13 protein-coding genes are annotated in these 17,552 nt (G+C 76.0%); 8 read left to right on the top strand and 5 right to left on the bottom strand.

Annotated elements, in window-relative coordinates; all coding sequences use genetic code 11:
- Window positions 1–76: 76 nt before the first annotated feature.
- Window positions 77–952, bottom strand: a complete 876-nt coding sequence (locus ABWI07_RS30765) for an NAD(P)-dependent oxidoreductase (RefSeq protein WP_353820671.1) — start codon at window positions 950–952, stop codon at window positions 77–79.
- Window positions 953–1,030: 78 nt separating this feature from the next.
- On the opposite strand from ABWI07_RS30765, the gene ABWI07_RS30760 reads away from it, so the two are divergent.
- Window positions 1,031–4,006: an ATP-binding protein gene (locus ABWI07_RS30760; protein WP_353820670.1), complete on the top strand. Its 2,976-nt coding sequence runs from the start codon at window positions 1,031–1,033 to the stop codon at window positions 4,004–4,006.
- On the opposite strand, the gene ABWI07_RS30755 is transcribed toward ABWI07_RS30760, so the two are convergent.
- The gene (locus tag ABWI07_RS30755) at window positions 4,003–5,193 is read right to left on the bottom strand and encodes an MFS transporter (RefSeq protein ID WP_353820669.1); all 1,191 of its coding nucleotides are present in this window, start codon (window positions 5,191–5,193) and stop codon (window positions 4,003–4,005) included. The genes ABWI07_RS30760 and ABWI07_RS30755 overlap by 4 nt on opposite strands.
- Window positions 5,194–5,240: 47 nt before the next feature.
- Here ABWI07_RS30755 and pdxR point away from each other — a divergent pair, with 47 nt between their 5' ends.
- The 4 genes from pdxR (at window position 5,241) to ABWI07_RS30735 (ending at window position 10,805) form a co-directional block, all read left to right on the top strand.
- Window positions 5,241–6,650, top strand: a complete 1,410-nt coding sequence (pdxR, locus tag ABWI07_RS30750) for a MocR-like pyridoxine biosynthesis transcription factor PdxR (RefSeq protein ID WP_353820668.1) — start codon at window positions 5,241–5,243, stop codon at window positions 6,648–6,650.
- A 112-nt stretch (window positions 6,651–6,762) separates the two neighbouring features.
- Window positions 6,763–8,034, top strand: coding sequence for a lipase family protein (locus tag ABWI07_RS30745; RefSeq protein WP_353820667.1), 1,272 nt, complete (start codon window positions 6,763–6,765; stop codon window positions 8,032–8,034).
- Between the two features lie 48 nt (window positions 8,035–8,082).
- Window positions 8,083–9,051: an acyl-CoA desaturase gene (locus ABWI07_RS30740; RefSeq protein ID WP_353820666.1), complete on the top strand. Its 969-nt coding sequence runs from the start codon at window positions 8,083–8,085 to the stop codon at window positions 9,049–9,051.
- A complete protein-coding gene (locus tag ABWI07_RS30735) occupies window positions 9,048–10,805 on the top strand; it encodes a fatty acyl-AMP ligase (RefSeq protein WP_353820665.1) in 1,758 nt (585 codons plus the stop codon). The genes ABWI07_RS30740 and ABWI07_RS30735 overlap by 4 nt, the downstream gene beginning before the upstream one ends.
- Window positions 10,806–10,820: 15 nt before the next feature.
- On the opposite strand, the gene ABWI07_RS30730 is transcribed toward ABWI07_RS30735, so the two are convergent.
- The 3 genes from ABWI07_RS30730 to ABWI07_RS30720 form a co-directional block, all read right to left on the bottom strand.
- Entirely contained in the window at window positions 10,821–12,089 is a 1,269-nt protein-coding gene (locus ABWI07_RS30730) for a PucR family transcriptional regulator (protein WP_353820664.1), read from the bottom strand.
- A 120-nt stretch (window positions 12,090–12,209) separates the two neighbouring features.
- Window positions 12,210–12,794 carry a hypothetical protein gene (locus ABWI07_RS30725; RefSeq protein ID WP_353820663.1) on the bottom strand — a complete coding sequence of 195 codons (585 nt, stop codon included), beginning with the start codon at window positions 12,792–12,794 and terminating at the stop codon, window positions 12,210–12,212.
- Window positions 12,791–13,309, bottom strand: a complete 519-nt coding sequence (locus ABWI07_RS30720) for a MarR family winged helix-turn-helix transcriptional regulator (protein ID WP_353820661.1) — start codon at window positions 13,307–13,309, stop codon at window positions 12,791–12,793. Before ABWI07_RS30720 ends, ABWI07_RS30725 begins: the two co-directional genes overlap by 4 nt.
- 99 nt (window positions 13,310–13,408) lie before the next feature.
- Between ABWI07_RS30720 and selA the strand changes: the two genes are divergently transcribed.
- The 3 genes from selA to selD are packed head-to-tail and all read left to right on the top strand — an operon-like array spanning window position 13,409 to window position 17,489.
- Window positions 13,409–14,728, top strand: coding sequence for an L-seryl-tRNA(Sec) selenium transferase (gene selA / locus ABWI07_RS30715; protein WP_353820660.1), 1,320 nt, complete (start codon window positions 13,409–13,411; stop codon window positions 14,726–14,728).
- Window positions 14,725–16,491 carry a selenocysteine-specific translation elongation factor gene (gene selB / locus ABWI07_RS30710; protein ID WP_353820659.1) on the top strand — a complete coding sequence of 589 codons (1,767 nt, stop codon included), beginning with the start codon at window positions 14,725–14,727 and terminating at the stop codon, window positions 16,489–16,491. Before selA ends, selB begins: the two co-directional genes overlap by 4 nt.
- Window positions 16,488–17,489 (top strand): selenide, water dikinase SelD, encoded by a 1,002-nt coding sequence (gene selD, locus ABWI07_RS30705; RefSeq protein ID WP_353820658.1) that lies wholly within the window; start codon window positions 16,488–16,490, stop codon window positions 17,487–17,489. Before selB ends, selD begins: the two co-directional genes overlap by 4 nt.
- The last annotated feature ends 63 nt before the right edge of the window (window positions 17,490–17,552 follow it).

The raw sequence follows: 17,552 nt of genomic DNA, 5'->3' as shown, positions 1-17,552 counted from the left end.
GCGGGCCTCGGCGGCTCAGCGAACCGTTAATGAAGACTCCACCAATTCGCAACGGACGGCTCTCCGGCCGGCGCGATTAACAGACCCGGGTGCCGCCGGGGGTCTCCAGGAGGGTGATCAGGCGGGCCAGGCCGTCCTCGCCGTACCCCTCCTCGACCGCGCGGTCGAGGAGGCTCTGCACGGAGAGCAGGTATCCGGGGTCCACACCCTGGTCGCGGCTCATCTCGACAAGGCCGGGGAACGCCACCCGGCTGGTCGCGACGCTGGAGACGCTGGTGGCGAAGTCGCCCTCCTCGACGGCGCGGGCCTGTTCGGGGAGCGTGCCCAGCATCGCGGTCAGCCAAGCGGTGGCCATCGGCTCGAAGTCCGTGGCCGCCACCTTCTCCGACCGGACGAGCGCGAAGGCGTGCTGGAAGCCGGCGAACATGCCGTACATGGCGTCCAGCAGGGCCAGGTCGAACAGCGGCGCGAGCCCCGGGTCGGCCCCGAGGAATTGCGCCCGGCCCAGCACCTCGAGCGTCTCGCGGTGCTCCTCGAACGCCCCCTCGTCGCCGCTGTAGAGGATCAGCGCCTCCGGCCGTCCGATCATCGGCGGGACGGCCATGATCCCGCCGTCCACGTACCGGGCGCCGAGCCCGGCGACGCGGTCGGCCATGGCGCGGGCCTGCCGCGGCGTCCCGTTGGTGAGCTGAACGATCGTCCGCCCGGCCGCCGCGCCGGTGTCGAGGACCTCCTCGGCGTTCGCGTACACGGACAGGCACACGATCACCAGCGGGCTCGCGGAGATCGCCGCCGCGGCGCTCTCCGCCTCCACCGCGCCCTTGGCCGCGAGGGGCCCGGCCTTGGCGCGCGAGCGGTTCCAGACGGTCACCGTCCGCCCGTCCTTCAGCAGCGCCTCGGCGAGCGCGCTGCCCATCAGCCCCAGTCCGAGCACGGTCACGGATGTCGTCATTTCGGTTCCTTCCGGTAGTAGGGCCCAGCGTGCTGCGGGCGGGTTCGGGAAAGGTTCGGGCCGCATTACGGTGGGTCCATGCGCTTCGGGGTCCTCGGTCCGCTCGAGGTGCGGACGGAGGACGGCCGCCTCGTCCCGGTCCCGGACCGGAAGGTGCGGGCGCTCCTAGCCGACCTCCTCGCGCACGCCGGGCGCGCCATCCCCGCCGACCGCCTCGTCGACGACCTGTGGGGCGACGCGCTGCCCGCCGATCCGGTCGCGACGCTGCGGGCCCGCGTCTCCCAGTTGCGCCGGACGCTGGAGGACGCCGAACCGGGCGCTCGCGCGCTGGTCGAGACCCTCCCGCACGGGTACCGGCTGGCCGCGCGGACCGACGCGCTCGACTTCGCGGACCTCGCCGGGCGCGCGGCGGACGAACCCGGCCCGGCCGCCCGGGCCGCGCGGTTCGCCGAGGCGCTGGCGCTCTGGCGCGGCCCGGCGTTCGCCGACTTCGCCGACGCGCCGTTCGCCGCCCCCGAGATCGCCCGCCTGGACGAACTGCGCCTCGCGGCGCTGGAGGGGCGCGCCGAGGCCCGCCTCGAACTGGGCGAGGACGCGGCACTGGCGGCCGAGCTGCGCGGGCTGGTGGACGAGCACCCGTTCCGGGAGCGGCTGCGCGCCGCCCACATGCGCGCCCTGTACCGCGCGGGCCGTCCCGCCGAGGCCCTCGCCGCCTACGACGACCTGCGCGTCCGGCTGCGCGACGACCTGGGCCTGGACCCCTCTCCCGCGCTGGCGGCCCTGCACGCGTCGATGCTCCGCCGCGATCCGGCGGCCGGCGGGCCGCGGGGCAACATCCCGGCCGACGTCGCGCCCCTCGTCGGCCGGGACGCGGCCGTCCGGGAGCTGGCCGCGCTGCTGGAGGAGTCGCGGCTGGTGACGCTGCACGGGATGGGCGGGGTGGGCAAGACGCGGCTCGCGGTGGCGGTCGCGCGCGCCGTGCGCGACCGGGGCGAGGCGTGGCTCGTGCGGCTCGACGAGGGTCTGGAGGCGGGCGCGACCGCCGACGACGCGGCGTCGTTCGCGGCCGGGGTGCTCGGGCTGCGCGACGACGCGGGCTCCGGCGGCGGCCCGGCCGCGCGGCTCGGCGAGGCGCTGGGCGGCAGGCGGGCGCTGCTGGTCCTCGACAACTGCGAGCACGTCGCCGAACCGGTGGCGCGGCTGGCGGCGGCGCTGCTGCGGGACGTCCCGGACCTGCGGGTCCTCGCCACCAGCCGGGAGCCGCTCGCGATCTCGGGGGAGCGGCTCTGGACGGTCCCGCCGCTGGACGCCCGCGCCGCCGCCGCGCTGCTCGCCGAGCGGGCGGGCCTAATACCCGGCCAGGGGAACGCCAAGGCGATCGCGGCGGTGTGCGACCGGCTCGACGGCGTCCCGCTTGCGCTGGAGCTGGCGGCGACGCGGGTGCGGGCGCTCGGCCTCGCCGGCCTGGCCGAACGGCTGGACGACCGCTTCCGGCTGCTGTCGTCCGGCGCCCGCGATGCCCCGCCCCGGCAGCGGACGCTCCGCGCCCTCATCGACTGGAGCTGGGAGCCCCTGGACGAGCGCGAGCGCGCGGCGCTGCGGCGGCTGGCGGTCCACGCGGGCGGCTGCACCCTCGACGCGGCCGAGGCGGTCTGCGGCGCCGGCGTCGAGACGCTCGCGAGCCTCGTCGACCGGTCGCTGGTCGTGGCCGGGGAAGGGCCGCGGTACCGGCTGCTCGAGACGGTCGCCGCGTACGGCGCCGAGCGGCTCCGGGAGGCGGGCGAGCAGGAGCGGGTGCGCCGCCGCCATGCCAAGTACTACATCGGCCTGGCCGACCGCGCCGACCTGCGCGGCCCCGGCCAGCGCGACGCCCTGCGGCGGCTGCGCGCGGAGACCGGCAACCTGCGGGCCGCCCTCGACGGCGCCGTCCGGGGCGGGGACGCCGGCCTCGCGCTGAGGCTGGTGAACGCGATGGGCTGGGCCTGGTTCCTGTGGGGCCGGGCCGGTGAGGCGCGCCGGGCGTTCGAGCGGGCGCTCGCCGTGCCGGGCGCGGCGGACCGGTCCTCCGCGGCCCGGGCCCGGACCTGGCACACCGGGTTCGCCATGCTGGACGGCGACGGCGCGGACCGCGACGAGCGCGTCCGGGAGGCACTCGCAGCCGACGGCGACCCCTGGGCGCACTGGTTCCTCGGGTTCGTCCGGGCCGGGTTCGGGGACCTGGAGCCGATCGGCGGTCTCACCGCCCGCGCGCTCGACGGGTTCCGCGCCCGCGGCGACGCGTGGGGCGAGGCGGCCGCGCTCGCCGTGCGGGCCGCGCAGGCGCTCTCGGCCGGCGACCTCGCCCGCGCCGAAGGCGACGGCGAGCGGGCCCTGCTGCTGTTCGGCGCCGCGGGCGACCGGTGGGGACGCCTCCAGGCCACCGAGACGCTCGGCCTGCTCGCGGAGGTGACCGGCGACTACGCCCGCGCCCGTGACCTCCACGAGAGCGGCCTGCGCGACGCCGAGGAGCTCGGCCTCTGGGCGGAGGCGTCCGGCCGCCTGGCCCGCCTCGGCCGCGTCGCGCTGCTCGAAGGCGACCTCGACGGCGCCGACGACCTGCACGAGCGCGGCAGGCGGCTGGCCGTCCGCGAGTCGCACCGCCGGATGGAGCACTTCGCCGAGGTCGGCCTCGCCCTCGCGGCGCGCAGGCGCGGGAACCTGGACGAGGCCGAGGCGATCCTGCGCCGCTGGCTCGGCTGGTGCCGCGACATCGACGGCGCCCCGGGCCTCGCCTTCCTCCTGGCCGAGCTGGGGTTCATCGCCGAACTGCGGGGCGACGCGGGCCGGGCGCTCGACCTGCACACCGAGGGCCTGGCCGCGGCCCGCGCCACCGGCCACCCGCGCGCGGTCGCGCTCGCGCAGGAGGGCCTGGCCGGTGCGCTCTCCCTCGCGGGCCGCCGCGCGGAGGCGGCGGAGGCGCTGGCCGCCGCGTCACGGGCCCGGGCGGCGGCCGGCGCGCCGCTGCCCGAGGCGGAGCGCGGCGACGTCGACCGGATCGCCGCCCGCCTCGGCTAGGAGCGGCGGGAGAACGCGAGTGGGAGGGCCAGCAGGATCACGGCGGCCGTCAGGGCGAACGCGACCGGGTAGCCGGTCGCTGCGGCGGCGAGGCCGAACGCGGCGCCGCCGACGCCCATCCCGCCGTCGTAGCCGACGTTCCACAGCGCGCTGACCGTGCCGTAGCCGGACGCGGGCGCACGCTCGAACATCATCGCCATGCTCGCGTTCTGCGTGACGCCGAAGCCGGCGCCGAACACCACCATGGCGGCGAGGACGGCGACCGTGTTCGGCACCAGGGCCAGCAGCGCGACGCCGGACGCGGCGACGGCCACGGCGGGCATGAGCAGCCGCCCGGCGCCGTGCCGGTCCCCGACCCGTCCCGCCCACAGCCGCGCGAGCGTGGTGGAGGCCGGCTGGACGAACAGCGCCGCCGCCGCGATCCCGGCGGGGACGGCGTCCGGCAGGAAGGTGACCAGGATGCCCGCCGCCATCGCGGTCGAGGCGAACGCGACGGCCGGGCGCAGCAGCGCCGCCGACCGCAGGCCCGCGGCGATGCCGAACGGCCGCTCGGGCTCCGATGACGTGGTGGGCGGGCCGGTGATCCTGCGCGGCAGGCCGGGCAGCACCGCCAGCGCGGCGAGCGAGGCGGCGGCGCCCGCGACGAACACCGGCGTGTAGCCGACCTTGCCCGCGAGCCACACGCCGAGCGGCAGCGCGAGCAGCGACGGCACCCCGGCCACGACCCCGAACAGCCCGATCCCCTCGCCGCGCCGCTCCGCCGGGACGAGCGCCGCGAGCAGCGCGCCCGTGACCACCACGGTCACCGCGAAGCCGAGTCCGCGGACCAGGCTCACCGCGGTGATGGTCGCCATGGACGAGGAGAACGGCAGCGCGAGCGTGGGCGCCCCGAGCAGCAGGATCCCCGCCGCGAGCACCCGCCGGTGCCCGAACCGGTCGAGCAGCCGGGGCAGCGAGAGCTCGGCGAGCACCGTCGTCAGCATCAGCGCGCCCGTGGTGACGCCGGCTCCGACGCCGCCCGCGCCGCCGTCCACCGCGTACATCGGCACGACCGAGAACAGCAGGAAGAACCCCGTCAGCGTGGTGAAGGCGCCCGCGAACACCAGCGCCAGATGCCGCCCGACCAGCCGCGGCCGTGCGGCGCCGACGGTGCTCGGATGCGGCAGCGTCCCCTGTATCTCGCTCATGGGGATGACCGTAAGGGAGCATCCGGCCTGCTATATGGTCCAATTTCATGGCAATCGAGTGGGCCGGTTCGTCGCCGGAGCTGCTGCTGAACCTCGACCGGGACGCGACCGGGACGCTGCGCTCGCAGCTGGAGACCGCGCTGCGCGACGCGATCTGCACCGGACGGCTGAAGGCGGGGGAGCGGCTGCCGTCGTCCCGGGAACTGGCCCGCCAGCTCGGCGTCTCCCGCGGCCTCGTGCAGGAGTGCTACGGCCGGCTCAACGCCGAGGGGTTCCTGTGCGCGCGGACGGGGTCGGCCACGCGGGTGGCGCCCGTCCGCGTCGTCCCCGACGAACCGGCGCCCGCCGCGCGGCCGGTGGCCTCCCGGCTCCGCGTCGACTTCGCCGCGGGCGTGCCCGACCTGGCGTCCTTCCCGCGCGGCGACTGGGTGTGGGCGCAACGGGAGGTGGCCCGCACGGCGCCGAACGAAGCGCTCGGCTACGGCGACCCGCGCGGCAGCGAGGTCCTGCGGAACGTGCTCGCCGGCCACCTCCGGCGGGTGCGCGCGGCGGTCGCCGAACCCGAGGACATCGTCGTATGCACCGGATTCGCCCAGGGGCTCGGCATCGTCCTGCACGTCCTGGCCCGCCGGGGCGTCCGCCGCGTGGCGTTCGAGGACCCCGGCTACGGCGACGGCGCGACCATGACCGCCGCGGAGCGCGCCGGGATCGAGGCGGTGCCCGTCCCCGTCGACGACCTCGGCCTGGACGTGGACGCCCTCGACGCGAGCGGCGCCCGCGCCGTCCTCGTCACCCCGGCGCACCAGTGGCCGACCGGCGTCGTGCTCGCGCCCGAGCGGCGCCGCGCCCTCGCCGACTGGGCGTGCGAGCGGAACGGGATCGTCGTCGAGGACGACTACGACGCCGAGTTCCGCTACGACCGGGAGCCCGTCGGGTCGGTGCAGGGACTCGCGCCCGGCCGCGTCATCGGCCTCGGAACGGTCAGCAAGTCGCTGGCCCCGGCCGTCCGGCTCGGCTGGATCCTGTGCCCGCCCTCGCTGACCCGGGCGGTCGCGGAGGAGAAGCGCCTCGCCGACCGCGGCTCGCCCGTCCTCGACCAGCTCGCCCTCGCCGCGCTCCTGGAGTCCGGCCGCTACGGGCGGCACCTGCGCCGGATGCGGCCCGCCTACGCCGCGCGCCGCGCGGCGCTCGTGGCGGCCCTCGCCGAGCACGCGCCCGGCGTGCGCCTGACGGGACTGGCCGCCGGGTTCCACGCCGTCGCCCACCTCCCCGACGGGACGGACGAGCGGCGAGTCGTCGCCGAGGCGCGCAGGCGGTCGGTCGGCCTGTACGGGATGAGCACCTACCGGGCGTCCGGCGCGGCCGGGCCGCCGCGGCTCGTCCTCGGCTTCGGCGCCCTCACCGAGACCGCCATCCGGGACGGGATCGCTGAGGTGGCCGACCTCCTCCGACCTTAAGTCGAGTGCTAACAACGGCACCCAGGCATGTGAGAGGACTTCATTCCGCGCGCCGCGCCGGGTGGGGGACAGTCGTCAGCATTCGGTTTCCAGCCCCCCTCCCGGAGCGAGAATGCGCTATCGCAGCCTGCTCACCACCGCGGCCCTCGGCGCGGCCCTCGCAGTGCCCGTCGCCGCCCCCCACGCCGCCGCCGCGCCGTCCGGCTGCGACGCCACCGACGCGGAGCTCTACGCGGCGCCGCCAGCGGCGGTCGCGGGGAGTCCGGGCGACGTGCTCGCCTGCCGCCCGGCGAAGCTGACCAACATCCCCGGCGACATCCCGATGAAGGCGTGGAAGGTCCGGTACGTCTCGACCGACGCCAAGGGCGCCAAGAGCGTGGTGACCGGGACGGTCGCCGTCCCGGACGCGGCCTGGACGAAGGGCGGGTCCCGCCCGACCGTCGCGTTCAACCCCGGCACGCTCGGCTCCGGCCCGCAGTGCGCGTTCTCCAAGCAGCTCGCCGGCGAGTACGTCGACATGTACGAGGGCCCCAACCTGGCGCTGTTCCTCAAGGCGGGCTTCGCGGTCGCCGCCACCGACGGCGCCGGATACCTCAACGGGCAGGTCCACACGTACATGGTCGGCGCGAACGCCGGGCACGCGCTGCTCGACGCCGTCCGGGCGTCGCGCCGCATCCCAGGGGGAGGCCTCACCGCGGACGGGAAGGTCGGCATCTCGGGCTACTCCGAGGGCGGCGCCGCCGCGCTGTGGGGCGCGCAACTCGCCTCGTCCTACGCGCCGGAACTGGACGTCGCCGGCGCGGCGGCGGGCGGCGTGCCCGGCGACCTCAAGCTGACGGCCAAGCAGCTGAACGGCAGCCTGTTCGCCGGCTTCCTCGCCGACGCGCTCGTGGGCCTGCACGCCGCCTACCCGGAGATGCCGTTCGACGAGCTGATGAACGCCCGGGGCGCCCAGGCGATCAAGGACGTGAAGTCGAACTGCCTGTACGGGACGCTCGCCGTGTTCCTCGGAGCGAAGGTCGAGGGCTTCTCCAAGGACGGCCTGTCGCTGGAGCAGATCTACGCGCTGAAGGGCCCCGGCGGCGCCACGTGGGGCGGCATCGTCGACCGGCAGAAGCTCGGGGTCGGCATCGGCACCCCCTCGTCCGGCGCCAGGTACACGATCGGCTTCCCGGTGTTCCAGTACCGCGGCTGGCTGGAAGAGATCATCCCGCACGAGACCGAGGACGCCACCCGCCAGGCCTACTGCAAGGCCGGCATCACCACGACGTGGAAGAACACCTACCCGGCCGAGCACCTGTCCACCGACTGGGGGGCCGCCGGGGACGTGACGAACTTCCTCGGCGACCGCTTCGAGGGCGAGCCCGCGCAGGGTGACTGCTGACCCGCGCCGCCGAGACACACCCGATTCGAGACCAAGGGAGTCGTGATCATGACAGCGGGCGTCGCCGACGTCGGCAGCCGCACCCCGCAGCCGGACATCTCCGGCACCGTCCCGTTCCCCGAGCGCGTCGCGGTCGTGGTGTTCGTGGTCGGGCCCATCGCCGGGCTGCTGGGCGCCGTCCCCTTCCTGTGGGGCTGGGGGATCAGCTGGACCGACGTCGCCATCTTCGCGTTCCTGTATCCGCTGAACGCGATCGGCATCACCGTCGGCTACCACCGGCACTTCACGCACGGCGGCTTCAAGGCCAAGCGGTGGCTGCGGATCGCCCTCGCGATCCTCGGCGGGCAGGCCATGCACGGCTCGGTGGTCCGCTGGGTCGCCGACCACCGCCGCCACCACAAGTACGCCGACCAGGAGGGCGACCCCCACTCGCCGTGGGCGTACGGGCCCGGCGTGTGGGGCCTCACCAAGGGCCTCTACCACGCGCACATGGGCTGGCTGTTCGGCAAGGAGCGCACGTCCCGCAGCAAGTACGCGCCCGACCTGCTGAAGGACAGGGACATCCGGTTCCTGTCCCTCGACCCCGTCTACGCCGTGATCGTCCTGTCGACGTTCCTCGTCCCGATGGGGCTGGGCGCCCTGCTCACCTGGTCGTGGCACGGCGCCGTCACCGCGCTGTTCTGGGGCGGGGTGATGCGCGTCTTCGTCGGCGACCACATCACCTTCTCGATCAACTCCATCTGCCACGTGTTCGGCAAGGAGGACTTCCGGACCCGCGACCGGGCCCGCAACGTGTGGTGGCTGGCGATCCCGTCGTTCGGCGAGTCCTGGCACAACCTGCACCACGCCGACCCCACCTGCGCGCGGCACGGCGTCCTCAAGGGCCAGATCGACATCAGCGCCCGCGTCATCTGGATCTTCGAGAGGCTCGGCTGGGTCTGGGACGTCCGCTGGCCCGACCAGGAGCGCCTCGCCGCCCGCCGCGCTACCGCCCCCAGCACCGGAGAACGAGCATGACCGGCCTGCCCGAACTCGACCGCACGCCGCTGATCGAGCGGCTCACCCGCTTCGCCAAGGACTTCCCCGGCGACCGCGCCTACACGTTCATGGACTACATGACGGACCCGGACGGCATCGCCACCCACGTCACCTGGGGCGAGCTGGACCGGCGCGCCCGCGGCATCGCCGCCGCCATCCGCCGGGCCACCGAACCCGGGAGGCGGGTCGCGCTGCTCGCCCCGCAGGACCTGCACTACGTCACGTCCTTCCTCGGCGCCATGTACGCCCGCGTCATCGGCGTCCCGCTGTTCTCCCCGGACCTGCCCGGCCACGGGGACCGCCTCCTGGCCGTCTACCAGGACGCGGACCCCGACGTCGTGATCACCACGAGCGCGTCGCTGCCGCACGTCCGCGCGTTCCTCGGGGGCGGGGACGTGCGGCGGCCCGCCGAGGTCATCGTCGCGGACGAGGTGGACGCGGACCTCGACTGGACGCCCGAGCCGATCGACCCGGACGACGTCGCCTACCTGCAGTACACCTCCGGCTCGACCCGCACCCCCGCGGGCGTGATCATCACGCACGGGAACTTCGCCACGAACGCCGAGCAGCTGTGGCGGACGTTCGACGGCATCCCGCGCGAGTCGTCCGGGGTGAACTGGCTGCCCGTCTTCCACGACATGGGCCTCGTCACGACCGTCGCGCTGCCGCTGGTCTACGGCAACCCGGGCGTGATCATGGACCCGGTGGCGTTCGTCATGCGGCCCGTCCGCTGGCTGGAGCTGCTCAGCGCGCAGACCCACGCGTTCACCGGCGGGCCCAACTTCGCCTACGAGTACCTCACCGCGCAGGTCACCGAGGAGGAGAAGGCGAAGCTCGACCTGAGCGGCGTGCAGGTCTTCATGAACGGCGCGGAGCCGATCCGGGAGAGCACGCTCACCGGGTTCTACGAGGCGTTCAAGGACTGCGGGCTGCGGCCCGAGGCGCAGGTGTGCGCCTACGGGCTGGCCGAGGCGACCGTGTACGTGTCGGCGTCGTCCCGGTTCCGGAAGCCGACCCGTGTCGCGTTCGACCACGAGGGGCTGCGCCGGGGGGTGGCCGAACCGTGCGGCGCGGACGCGCCGGGCGCGATCCAGCTGATCGCCTGCGGGACGTCCTACGGCCAGCACGTGGCGGTGGCCGACCCTGAGACCGGCGTCCGGCTCCCGGACGGCAGGGTCGGGGAGATCTGGGTGCACGGCCCGAACGTCGCGGCCGGCTACTGGGGGCGCCCCGAGGCCACGAAGGAGACGTTCGAGGCGGAGCTCGCCGACCCCGGCGACCTGCCGAGCGGCCCGTGGCTGCGCACCGGGGACCTCGGCGTCCTGCACGGCGGCGAGCTGTTCGTCACCGGCCGGATCAAGGACCTGGTCATCGTGGACGGGCGCAACCACTACCCGCAGGACATCGAGGTCACCGTCTCCGGCGCGCACAAGGCGATCCGCCGCGAGTACGCCTGCGCGGTGGCCGTCGACACCGGCGACACCGAGGGCCTCGTCGTGGTCGCCGAGCGGAACCGCCGGGTGCCGATCGCGCTGCTCGACCGCGAGGAGGCGGCGCGGGCGGTGCGGGCGGCGGTGAAGCAGCAGCACGACCTGCGCGTGCACGACTTCGTGCTGATCGAGCCGGGCGGCCTGCCGCGCACCAGCAGCGGGAAGATCGCCCGGTCCGCCTGCCGGCAGGCCTACCTCGACGGGACACTGCCGGTCGCCGAGGCGGCGCCCCGGCCCGAGTGAGCCCGGTCGCGCCGCTCAGGCGTGCTCCCCGTCGGCGCCGCCGCGCAGCCAGACGGGGAGCAGCAGCATCAGCTCCAACCGGACCGCCGGGTCCTCGAAGTCGTAGTCGAACAGCTCGTGGAGCTGCGCCAGCCGGTACCGGACGGTCTGCGGGTGCACGCACAGCGCCTCCGCCGCGTCGGTCGCGTTGAAGCCGTGTCTGAGGCACTCCAGCAGCGTCTCCGCCAGCCGGACGCCGCGGGATCTGCCGAGCGCGGTGAGCGGGGCCAGCCGGCGCCGCGCCGCCGCCTCGGCGAGCGTCCAGCCCTCCTGCAGCAGCAGGTCGGGCACGTACCGGTCGGCGTGGACGAGCGTGCCGGGGCCCCGCCGGTCGAGGCGCCCGGCCGCCATCGAATCGAGCGTCCGGTGCGCCCAGTGCAGCGAGATCCCGGCCCGGTCCAGCGGCACGGACGGCCCGACCGCGCCCGCCCAGCCGCCGAGGGTGGCGGTCAGCCGGTCGGGGCCGCCCGGGCGGTCCGGGTCGGGCATCACCAGGCACGGCCGCCCGCGGTCGAGGCCGCTCAGCAGGGACGGCGGCAGCCCGGCCGGCCCCTCCCCGCCGCTGCCGGGCCGCGGCTCCAGCACGATCACGGCCAGCCGCTCCGGCAGCGGCCACCCGGCCAGGACGGCCTGCTCGGCGACGACGTCCCGCGGCGCCGGCGGGTCGGACAGCAGCAGGCTCATCAGCCGGCCGCGGCGCTGCTCCCGCTCGCCCGCGGCCTTCTCCCGCGCCCGGGCGTAGCCCTGCGCGGCGGCGGACGCCAGCAGGTCCAGGTACGCGAGGTTCGCCTCGGTGAGCGCGATCACCAGCTCGCTCGGCTTGTTCAGCCGGCCGGCCTCCCGCGACAGGTACCGCCACGCGGTCCTGGACGCGACCCGCATCGCGTTCTGCAGGTGCTCCAGCCCGCGCCCCTCGACCGCCTCCCCGTAGCCGATGTCGAAGTAGACCTGGTGCACCTCCTGCCACGAGGCGTCCGGGTCGGCGATCATCTGGACGAAGTGCCCCATGCCCTGTGCCGTGGCGAGCCGCATCGCCTCGGTGTAGACGGGGTCGTCCGGCCGCGCGTACTCGGGGACGTGCCGCAGCACGCCCTCCACCATGGAGTCGACCAGGTCCGGAAGGTGCGGGCGCATCCACTGCGCCTCTTCGCGCGGTATGTCGCGCCAGGGCTCCCTTGACAGATCGTCGATGCGGGCGGGCCCGTCGTGCAGCGCCGTCAACGTGTCACCTCCGTCAGAGGACACCCGGATCGCCAGGCTAGGGAGCACGCGTCGCACAAGACACTCACCTCGGTGACAAGGCCGCCCGATTCCTTGTCACGCCCGGCGGATGCGCCTGGTCGCACCGCACAAGGAGTGGTCCGCTCACGCCGCGGCGAGGGTCAGCAGGACGACGGCCGCCCCGGCCCCGGCGAGTCCCGCGGCCTGCGTCCCCGACAGGCGCTCGCGGAGCGCCGTCACGCCGAGCAGCACCGGGACCACCGGGTACAGCGAGGACAGCACGACCGCGATGACGACGAGCTGCTGCCGGGTCGCGAGGAGGTAGCAGACGAGCGCCGCCGCCGCGAGGCCCCCGTTCACCGCCGACCAGAGCCCCACCGTCCCGCTCGGGAGGCGGCGGCCGGGCGAGCACATCATCGGCGCGATCGCGAGGACGGCCGCGACCCGTCCCGCCGCGACGGGCCAGACCCCGGAGTCCTCGCCCGCCTGCGCGAGGGCCAGGTACTGGACGCCGATCCCGGCTCCCGAGAGCGCGCCCCACGCCAGATCCCCGGCGGCCACGTCGGGGGACGGGACCGCCGGCGCCGCCGCGACCGAGCACACCAGCCCGCCGGCCTGGCCGAGCAGGGCGACGGCGACGGGATCGGCGCGCCGCGACAGCAGCCCGCCCCAGACGTCGGCGACGCCGTAGAGCACCGCCGAGGCGAGGGCCAGGAGGACGCCCGTCATGCGCGTCCCGCGTCGCGCTCCGCCTGGCCGACCGGGCAGACGCCGCCGCTCGTGCAGCACCCCCGGTCGCAGAGCCGGCAGATGACGTCCGAGTCGCCGATCTCCTCGTACAGGCGGGCGAGGAGCTTGGACAGCAGCCCGGTGAGCGCCTCGCGCTCGCCGTCGTCCAGCACGGCGAGCACCCCGGCCAGCGGCGCGTCCCGCGCGGCGAGCATCCCGCGGACCGCCTCCTCGCCCTCCGGTGTCAGCAGCACCTGGACGGCGCGCCCCCCGCCGGGGCGCCGGTCGACCAGGCCGGCGGCCTGGAGCCCGTCCACCATGCGCGCGGCGGCGGACTGGGTCAGCCCGACGCGCCGTCCCAGTTCGGTGACGCCGAGGCCGGGCGCGTGCGCCAGCACGACCAGCGCCGCCGCGCCGCTCGCGCTCACCCGTCCCGCGCCCGTCGCCCCGGCCAGCACCAGGTCGGTCACCGCCAGCGAGGCGGCGCCCAGCAGGTTCGCCACTCTGTCATGCATGAGTCATGCATGTTAGCAGCCGGTGATCGCGCGGTGCCCGGCCGGGCACCGTTTGCGTGCCATGCTGGCGGGGTAGCGCTGCATCTCGGAGGTCGCCTGATGGATCGCGGAGCCGTGCCCGTCGCGGGTGAGGACGAACGGCGGCGGATCGCCCGCACGGACGTGCTGCTCGCCGATCCCCGCCTCGTGCGCGCGGCCGGACGGCTCGGGCGCGGCGTCGTGAAGGCGGCGGTCGTCGCGGCCCAGCGCCGGGCCCGCGCCGGCGAGATCGCGCCGGAGGCGGTGGCCGACGCCGCCGTCGCGTCGCTCCCGCCGAGCGCCTCCGGGCTCCGCCCGGTGATCAACGCGACCGGCGTCCTGCTGCACACCAACCTCGGGCGGGCGCCGCTGTCGGCGGCGGCCCGCGAGGCCGTGGCGGTGGCGTCCGGCGCCACCGACGTCGAACTCGACCTGGAGACCGGCCGCCGCGCCGGGCGGGGCCGCTCGGTGCTCGCGGCGCTCCTGGAGCGGGTGCCGCAGGCGGAGGCCGCGCACGTCGTCAACAACGGCGCGGCGGCGCTGGTGCTGGCCGCCACCGCGCTCGCGCCCGGCCGGGAGATCGTCATCAGCCGCGGCGAGATGGTGGAGATCGGCGACGGGTTCCGCATCCCCGAGCTGCTCGCCGCCACCGGCGCGCGGCTGCGCGAGGTCGGCACCACGAACCGGACCTCGCCGGACGACTACGCGGCGGCCGTCGGCGCGGAGACCGGCTTCATCCTCAAGGTGCACCCCTCGAACTTCCGCATGACGGGCTTCACCCGGGGCGCGGACGTCGCGGAGCTGGCCGGGCTCGGGGTGCCGGTCGTCGCTGACATCGGCTCCGGGCTGCTCGCCCCCGAGCCCCTCCTGCCGGACGAGCCCGACGCCGCGTCCTTGCTCAAGGCGGGCGCCGACCTGGTCACCGCCAGCGGCGACAAGCTGCTCGGCGGGCCGCAGTGCGGACTCCTTCTCGGCCGGGACGACCTGGTGCGGCGGCTCGCCCGCCACCCGCTCGCGCGGGCGCTGCGGGTCGACAAGCTGACCCTCGCCGCCCTGGAGGCAACCCTCCGGGGGCCGCGGACCCCGACCTGGGAGGCGCTGCACGCCGGCGCCGGGGCCCTGCGGGAGCGGGCCGAGCGGCTCGCCGCCCGGCTGCGGGACGACGGCGTGGAGGCCGAGGCCGTCGAGAGCGAGGCGGCGGTCGGCGGCGGCGGCGCGCCCGGCGTCGTCCTGCCGAGCGCGGCCGTGGCGGTCCCCGAGCCGTACGCGGCGCGGCTGCGCCGGGGGACGCCCGCCGTGATGGGGCGGGTCGAGGACGGGCGGTGCCTGCTCGACCTGCGCTCCGTGCCGCCGGACGATGACGCCGTCCTGGCCCGGGCCGTCCGGGCGGCGGCGCGATGACCCACGTCGTCGCGATCGCCGGGCACGTCGACCACGGCAAGTCCACGCTCGTCCGCGCCCTCACCGGGATGGAGCCCGACCGGCTGGAGGAGGAGCGGCGGCGCGGCCTCACCATCGAGCTCGGCTTCGCCTGGACGGCCCTGCCGGGCGGCGACCGCATCGCCTTCGTGGACGTCCCGGGGCACGAGCGGCTCGTCACGACGATGCTCGCCGGGGTCGGGCCCGTCCCGGCCGTCGTGTTCGTGGTGGCCGCAGACCAGGGCTGGCAGCGCCAGTCCGAGGAGCACCTGGCGGTGCTGGACGCGCTCGGCGTCCGCCACGGCCTCCTCGTCGTGACGCGCCGCGACCTCACCGACGAGGCGACCGTGGGCCGGGTGCGCGAGGAGGCGCTCGCCCACCTCGCCGCCACCTCGCTCGGCCGCGTCGAGTCGGTGGCGGTCAGCGGCGCCACCGGCGACGGCCTCGACGAGCTGCGCGCGGCCCTGGAGCGGCTCACCGGCTCCCTCCCGGCCCCTGACCAGGACGCCGACGTCCGGCTCTGGATCGACCGGGTCTTCACCATCCGCGGCAGGGGAACCGTCGTGACCGGCACGCTCGGCGCCGGGACGATCAGCGTCGGCGACCGCCTCGCCTTCGGCGACGCCCTTCTGCGCGTGCGCGGGTTGCAGAGCCTCAAGGAGGACCACCAGGAGATCGGCGCCGTCGCCCGCGTCGCCGTCAACCTGCACGGGAACGCGGGGGAGATGGGCCGGGGCGACGCCCTGCTCACCCCCGGGCGCTGGCTCACCGCCGACGTGGTCGACGTCCGGCTGCGCGGTGACGCCGCACCCGATCTGCCGCGCGAGCTGACGCTCCACGTGGGCTCGGCGGCCGTGCCGGTCCACGTCCGCCCCCTCGGGGACGACACGGCCCGGCTGTCGCTGCGCCGCCCGCTGCCGCTCCGCGTCGGGGACGTCGCCCTGCTGCGCGACCCCGGGCGGCACCGCGTCCCGGCGGGGGTCACGGTCCTGGACGTCCGCCCCGAGCCGTTCACGCGGCGCGGTGCGGCGGCGGCACGGGCCCGCGTGCTCGCCGAGATGACCGGACGGCCGGACGGCGCCGAGGAGGTCCGGCGCCGGGGCCTGATCAGGCGCTCGGACCTGGTGGCGATGGGCGTCCCCGTCCCCTTCGAGCCGGTCGCGGGGGAGTGGCTCGCCGACCCGGCCCTCTGGAAGGACCTGCGCGAGCGCCTCGCGGCGGCCGTCGACGAGCACGCCAAGGCCCACCCCACCGACCCCGGGCTCCCGGCCGACGCGGCCCGGCGCGCCCTCGGCCTCCCCGACCGCGTCCTCGTCGACGCCCTCGCCGAGGGCCTCGGCAGGCGCGACGGCAGGATCTACGGCAGGGCGACCGCGCCCGAACTGCCGCCGCCCGTGCGCGCGGCCGTCGACGCCGTCCGCCGCGATCTGGCCGCGGCCCCGTTCCAGGCTCCGGACGCGAACCGCCTCGCCGAACTCGGCCTCACCCCGAGGATGCTCGCCGTCGCAGCCGCGACCGGCGAACTCCTCAAGGTCGCCGACGGCGTCGTCCTGCTCCCCGGCGCCGACGCCCGCGCCGCCGAGCTGCTAGCCGCACTCGGCGGCCCCTTCACCCTGAGCGAGGCGCGCCGCGCCCTCGGCACCACCCGCCGCGTCGCCGTCCCGCTCCTGGAGTACCTCGACGACAAGGGCTACACGGTCCGAGTAGACGACCTCCGCCGCCGCTGCACCGAAAGGAAGCCATGACCGACGCTCCCCCGAAACGGCTCACCCAGTACGCGCATGGCGGCGGGTGCGCCTGCAAGATTCCGCCGGGGGAGTTGGAGGAGGTCGTCGCGGGGCTGGGGGCCGCGCCCGCCTCGCCCAACGCCGACCTGCTCGTGGGGCTGGAGACCGGGGACGACGCGGCCGTGGTCCGGCTCCAGGACGGCCTCGCCGCCGTCGCCACCGCCGACTTCTTCACGCCCGTCGTCGACGACCCGTACGACTGGGGGCGCATCGCCGCCGCCAACGCGCTGTCCGACGTCTACGCGATCGGCGGCCGGCCCATCGTGGCGGTGAACCTGCTCGCCTGGCCGCGCGAGGTCCTCCCGTTCGACCTGGCGCGCGAGGTCCTGCGCGGGGGGCTCGACATCGCCGCCGAGGCGGGCTGCCACGTCGGCGGCGGCCACAGCGTGGACGACCCCGAGCCCAAGTACGGCATGGCCGTCACCGGGGTCGCCGACCCCGCACGCCTGCTGCGCAACGACACCGGCAAGCCGGGCACGCCGCTCAGCCTCACCAAGCCCCTCGGCCTCGGCGTCCTGAACAACCGGCACAAGGCGACGGGCGAGGTCTTCGCGCACGCCGTGGAGACCATGGCCGCGCTGAACCGCGACGCGTCCGCCGCCGCGCTGGACGCCGGGATCGTCTGCGCCACCGACGTGACCGGCTTCGGGCTCCTCGGCCACCTCTACAAGATGGCCCGCGCGTCCGGGGTGACCGCCGTGGTCGACGCCGCCGCCGTCCCCTACCTCGACGGCGCGCGCGCGTCCCTCCGGGACGGGTACGTCAGCGGCGGCACCCGCCGCAACCTCGACTGGGTCGCCCCGCACACCGACTTCGGCGCCGTCGGCGAGGACGACCGGCTCCTGCTCGCCGACGCCCAGACCTCCGGCGGCCTCCTGCTCGCCGGCGAGATCCCCGGCGCCCAAGTCATAGGCGAACTCATCCCCGCAGCCGACCACCCCCTGATTGTCCGCTGAAGCCCGAGTTTCGAGCACCCCGCGACAACCCCTACAGTCGCGATCGCGTCCGAAGGCAGGTTC

The sequence above is a fragment of the Actinomadura sp. NPDC000600 genome (assembly GCF_040492135.1).
GTDB lineage: Bacteria > Actinomycetota > Actinomycetes > Streptosporangiales > Streptosporangiaceae > Spirillospora.
This window is presented reverse-complemented; position numbering and strand designations above follow the sequence as displayed.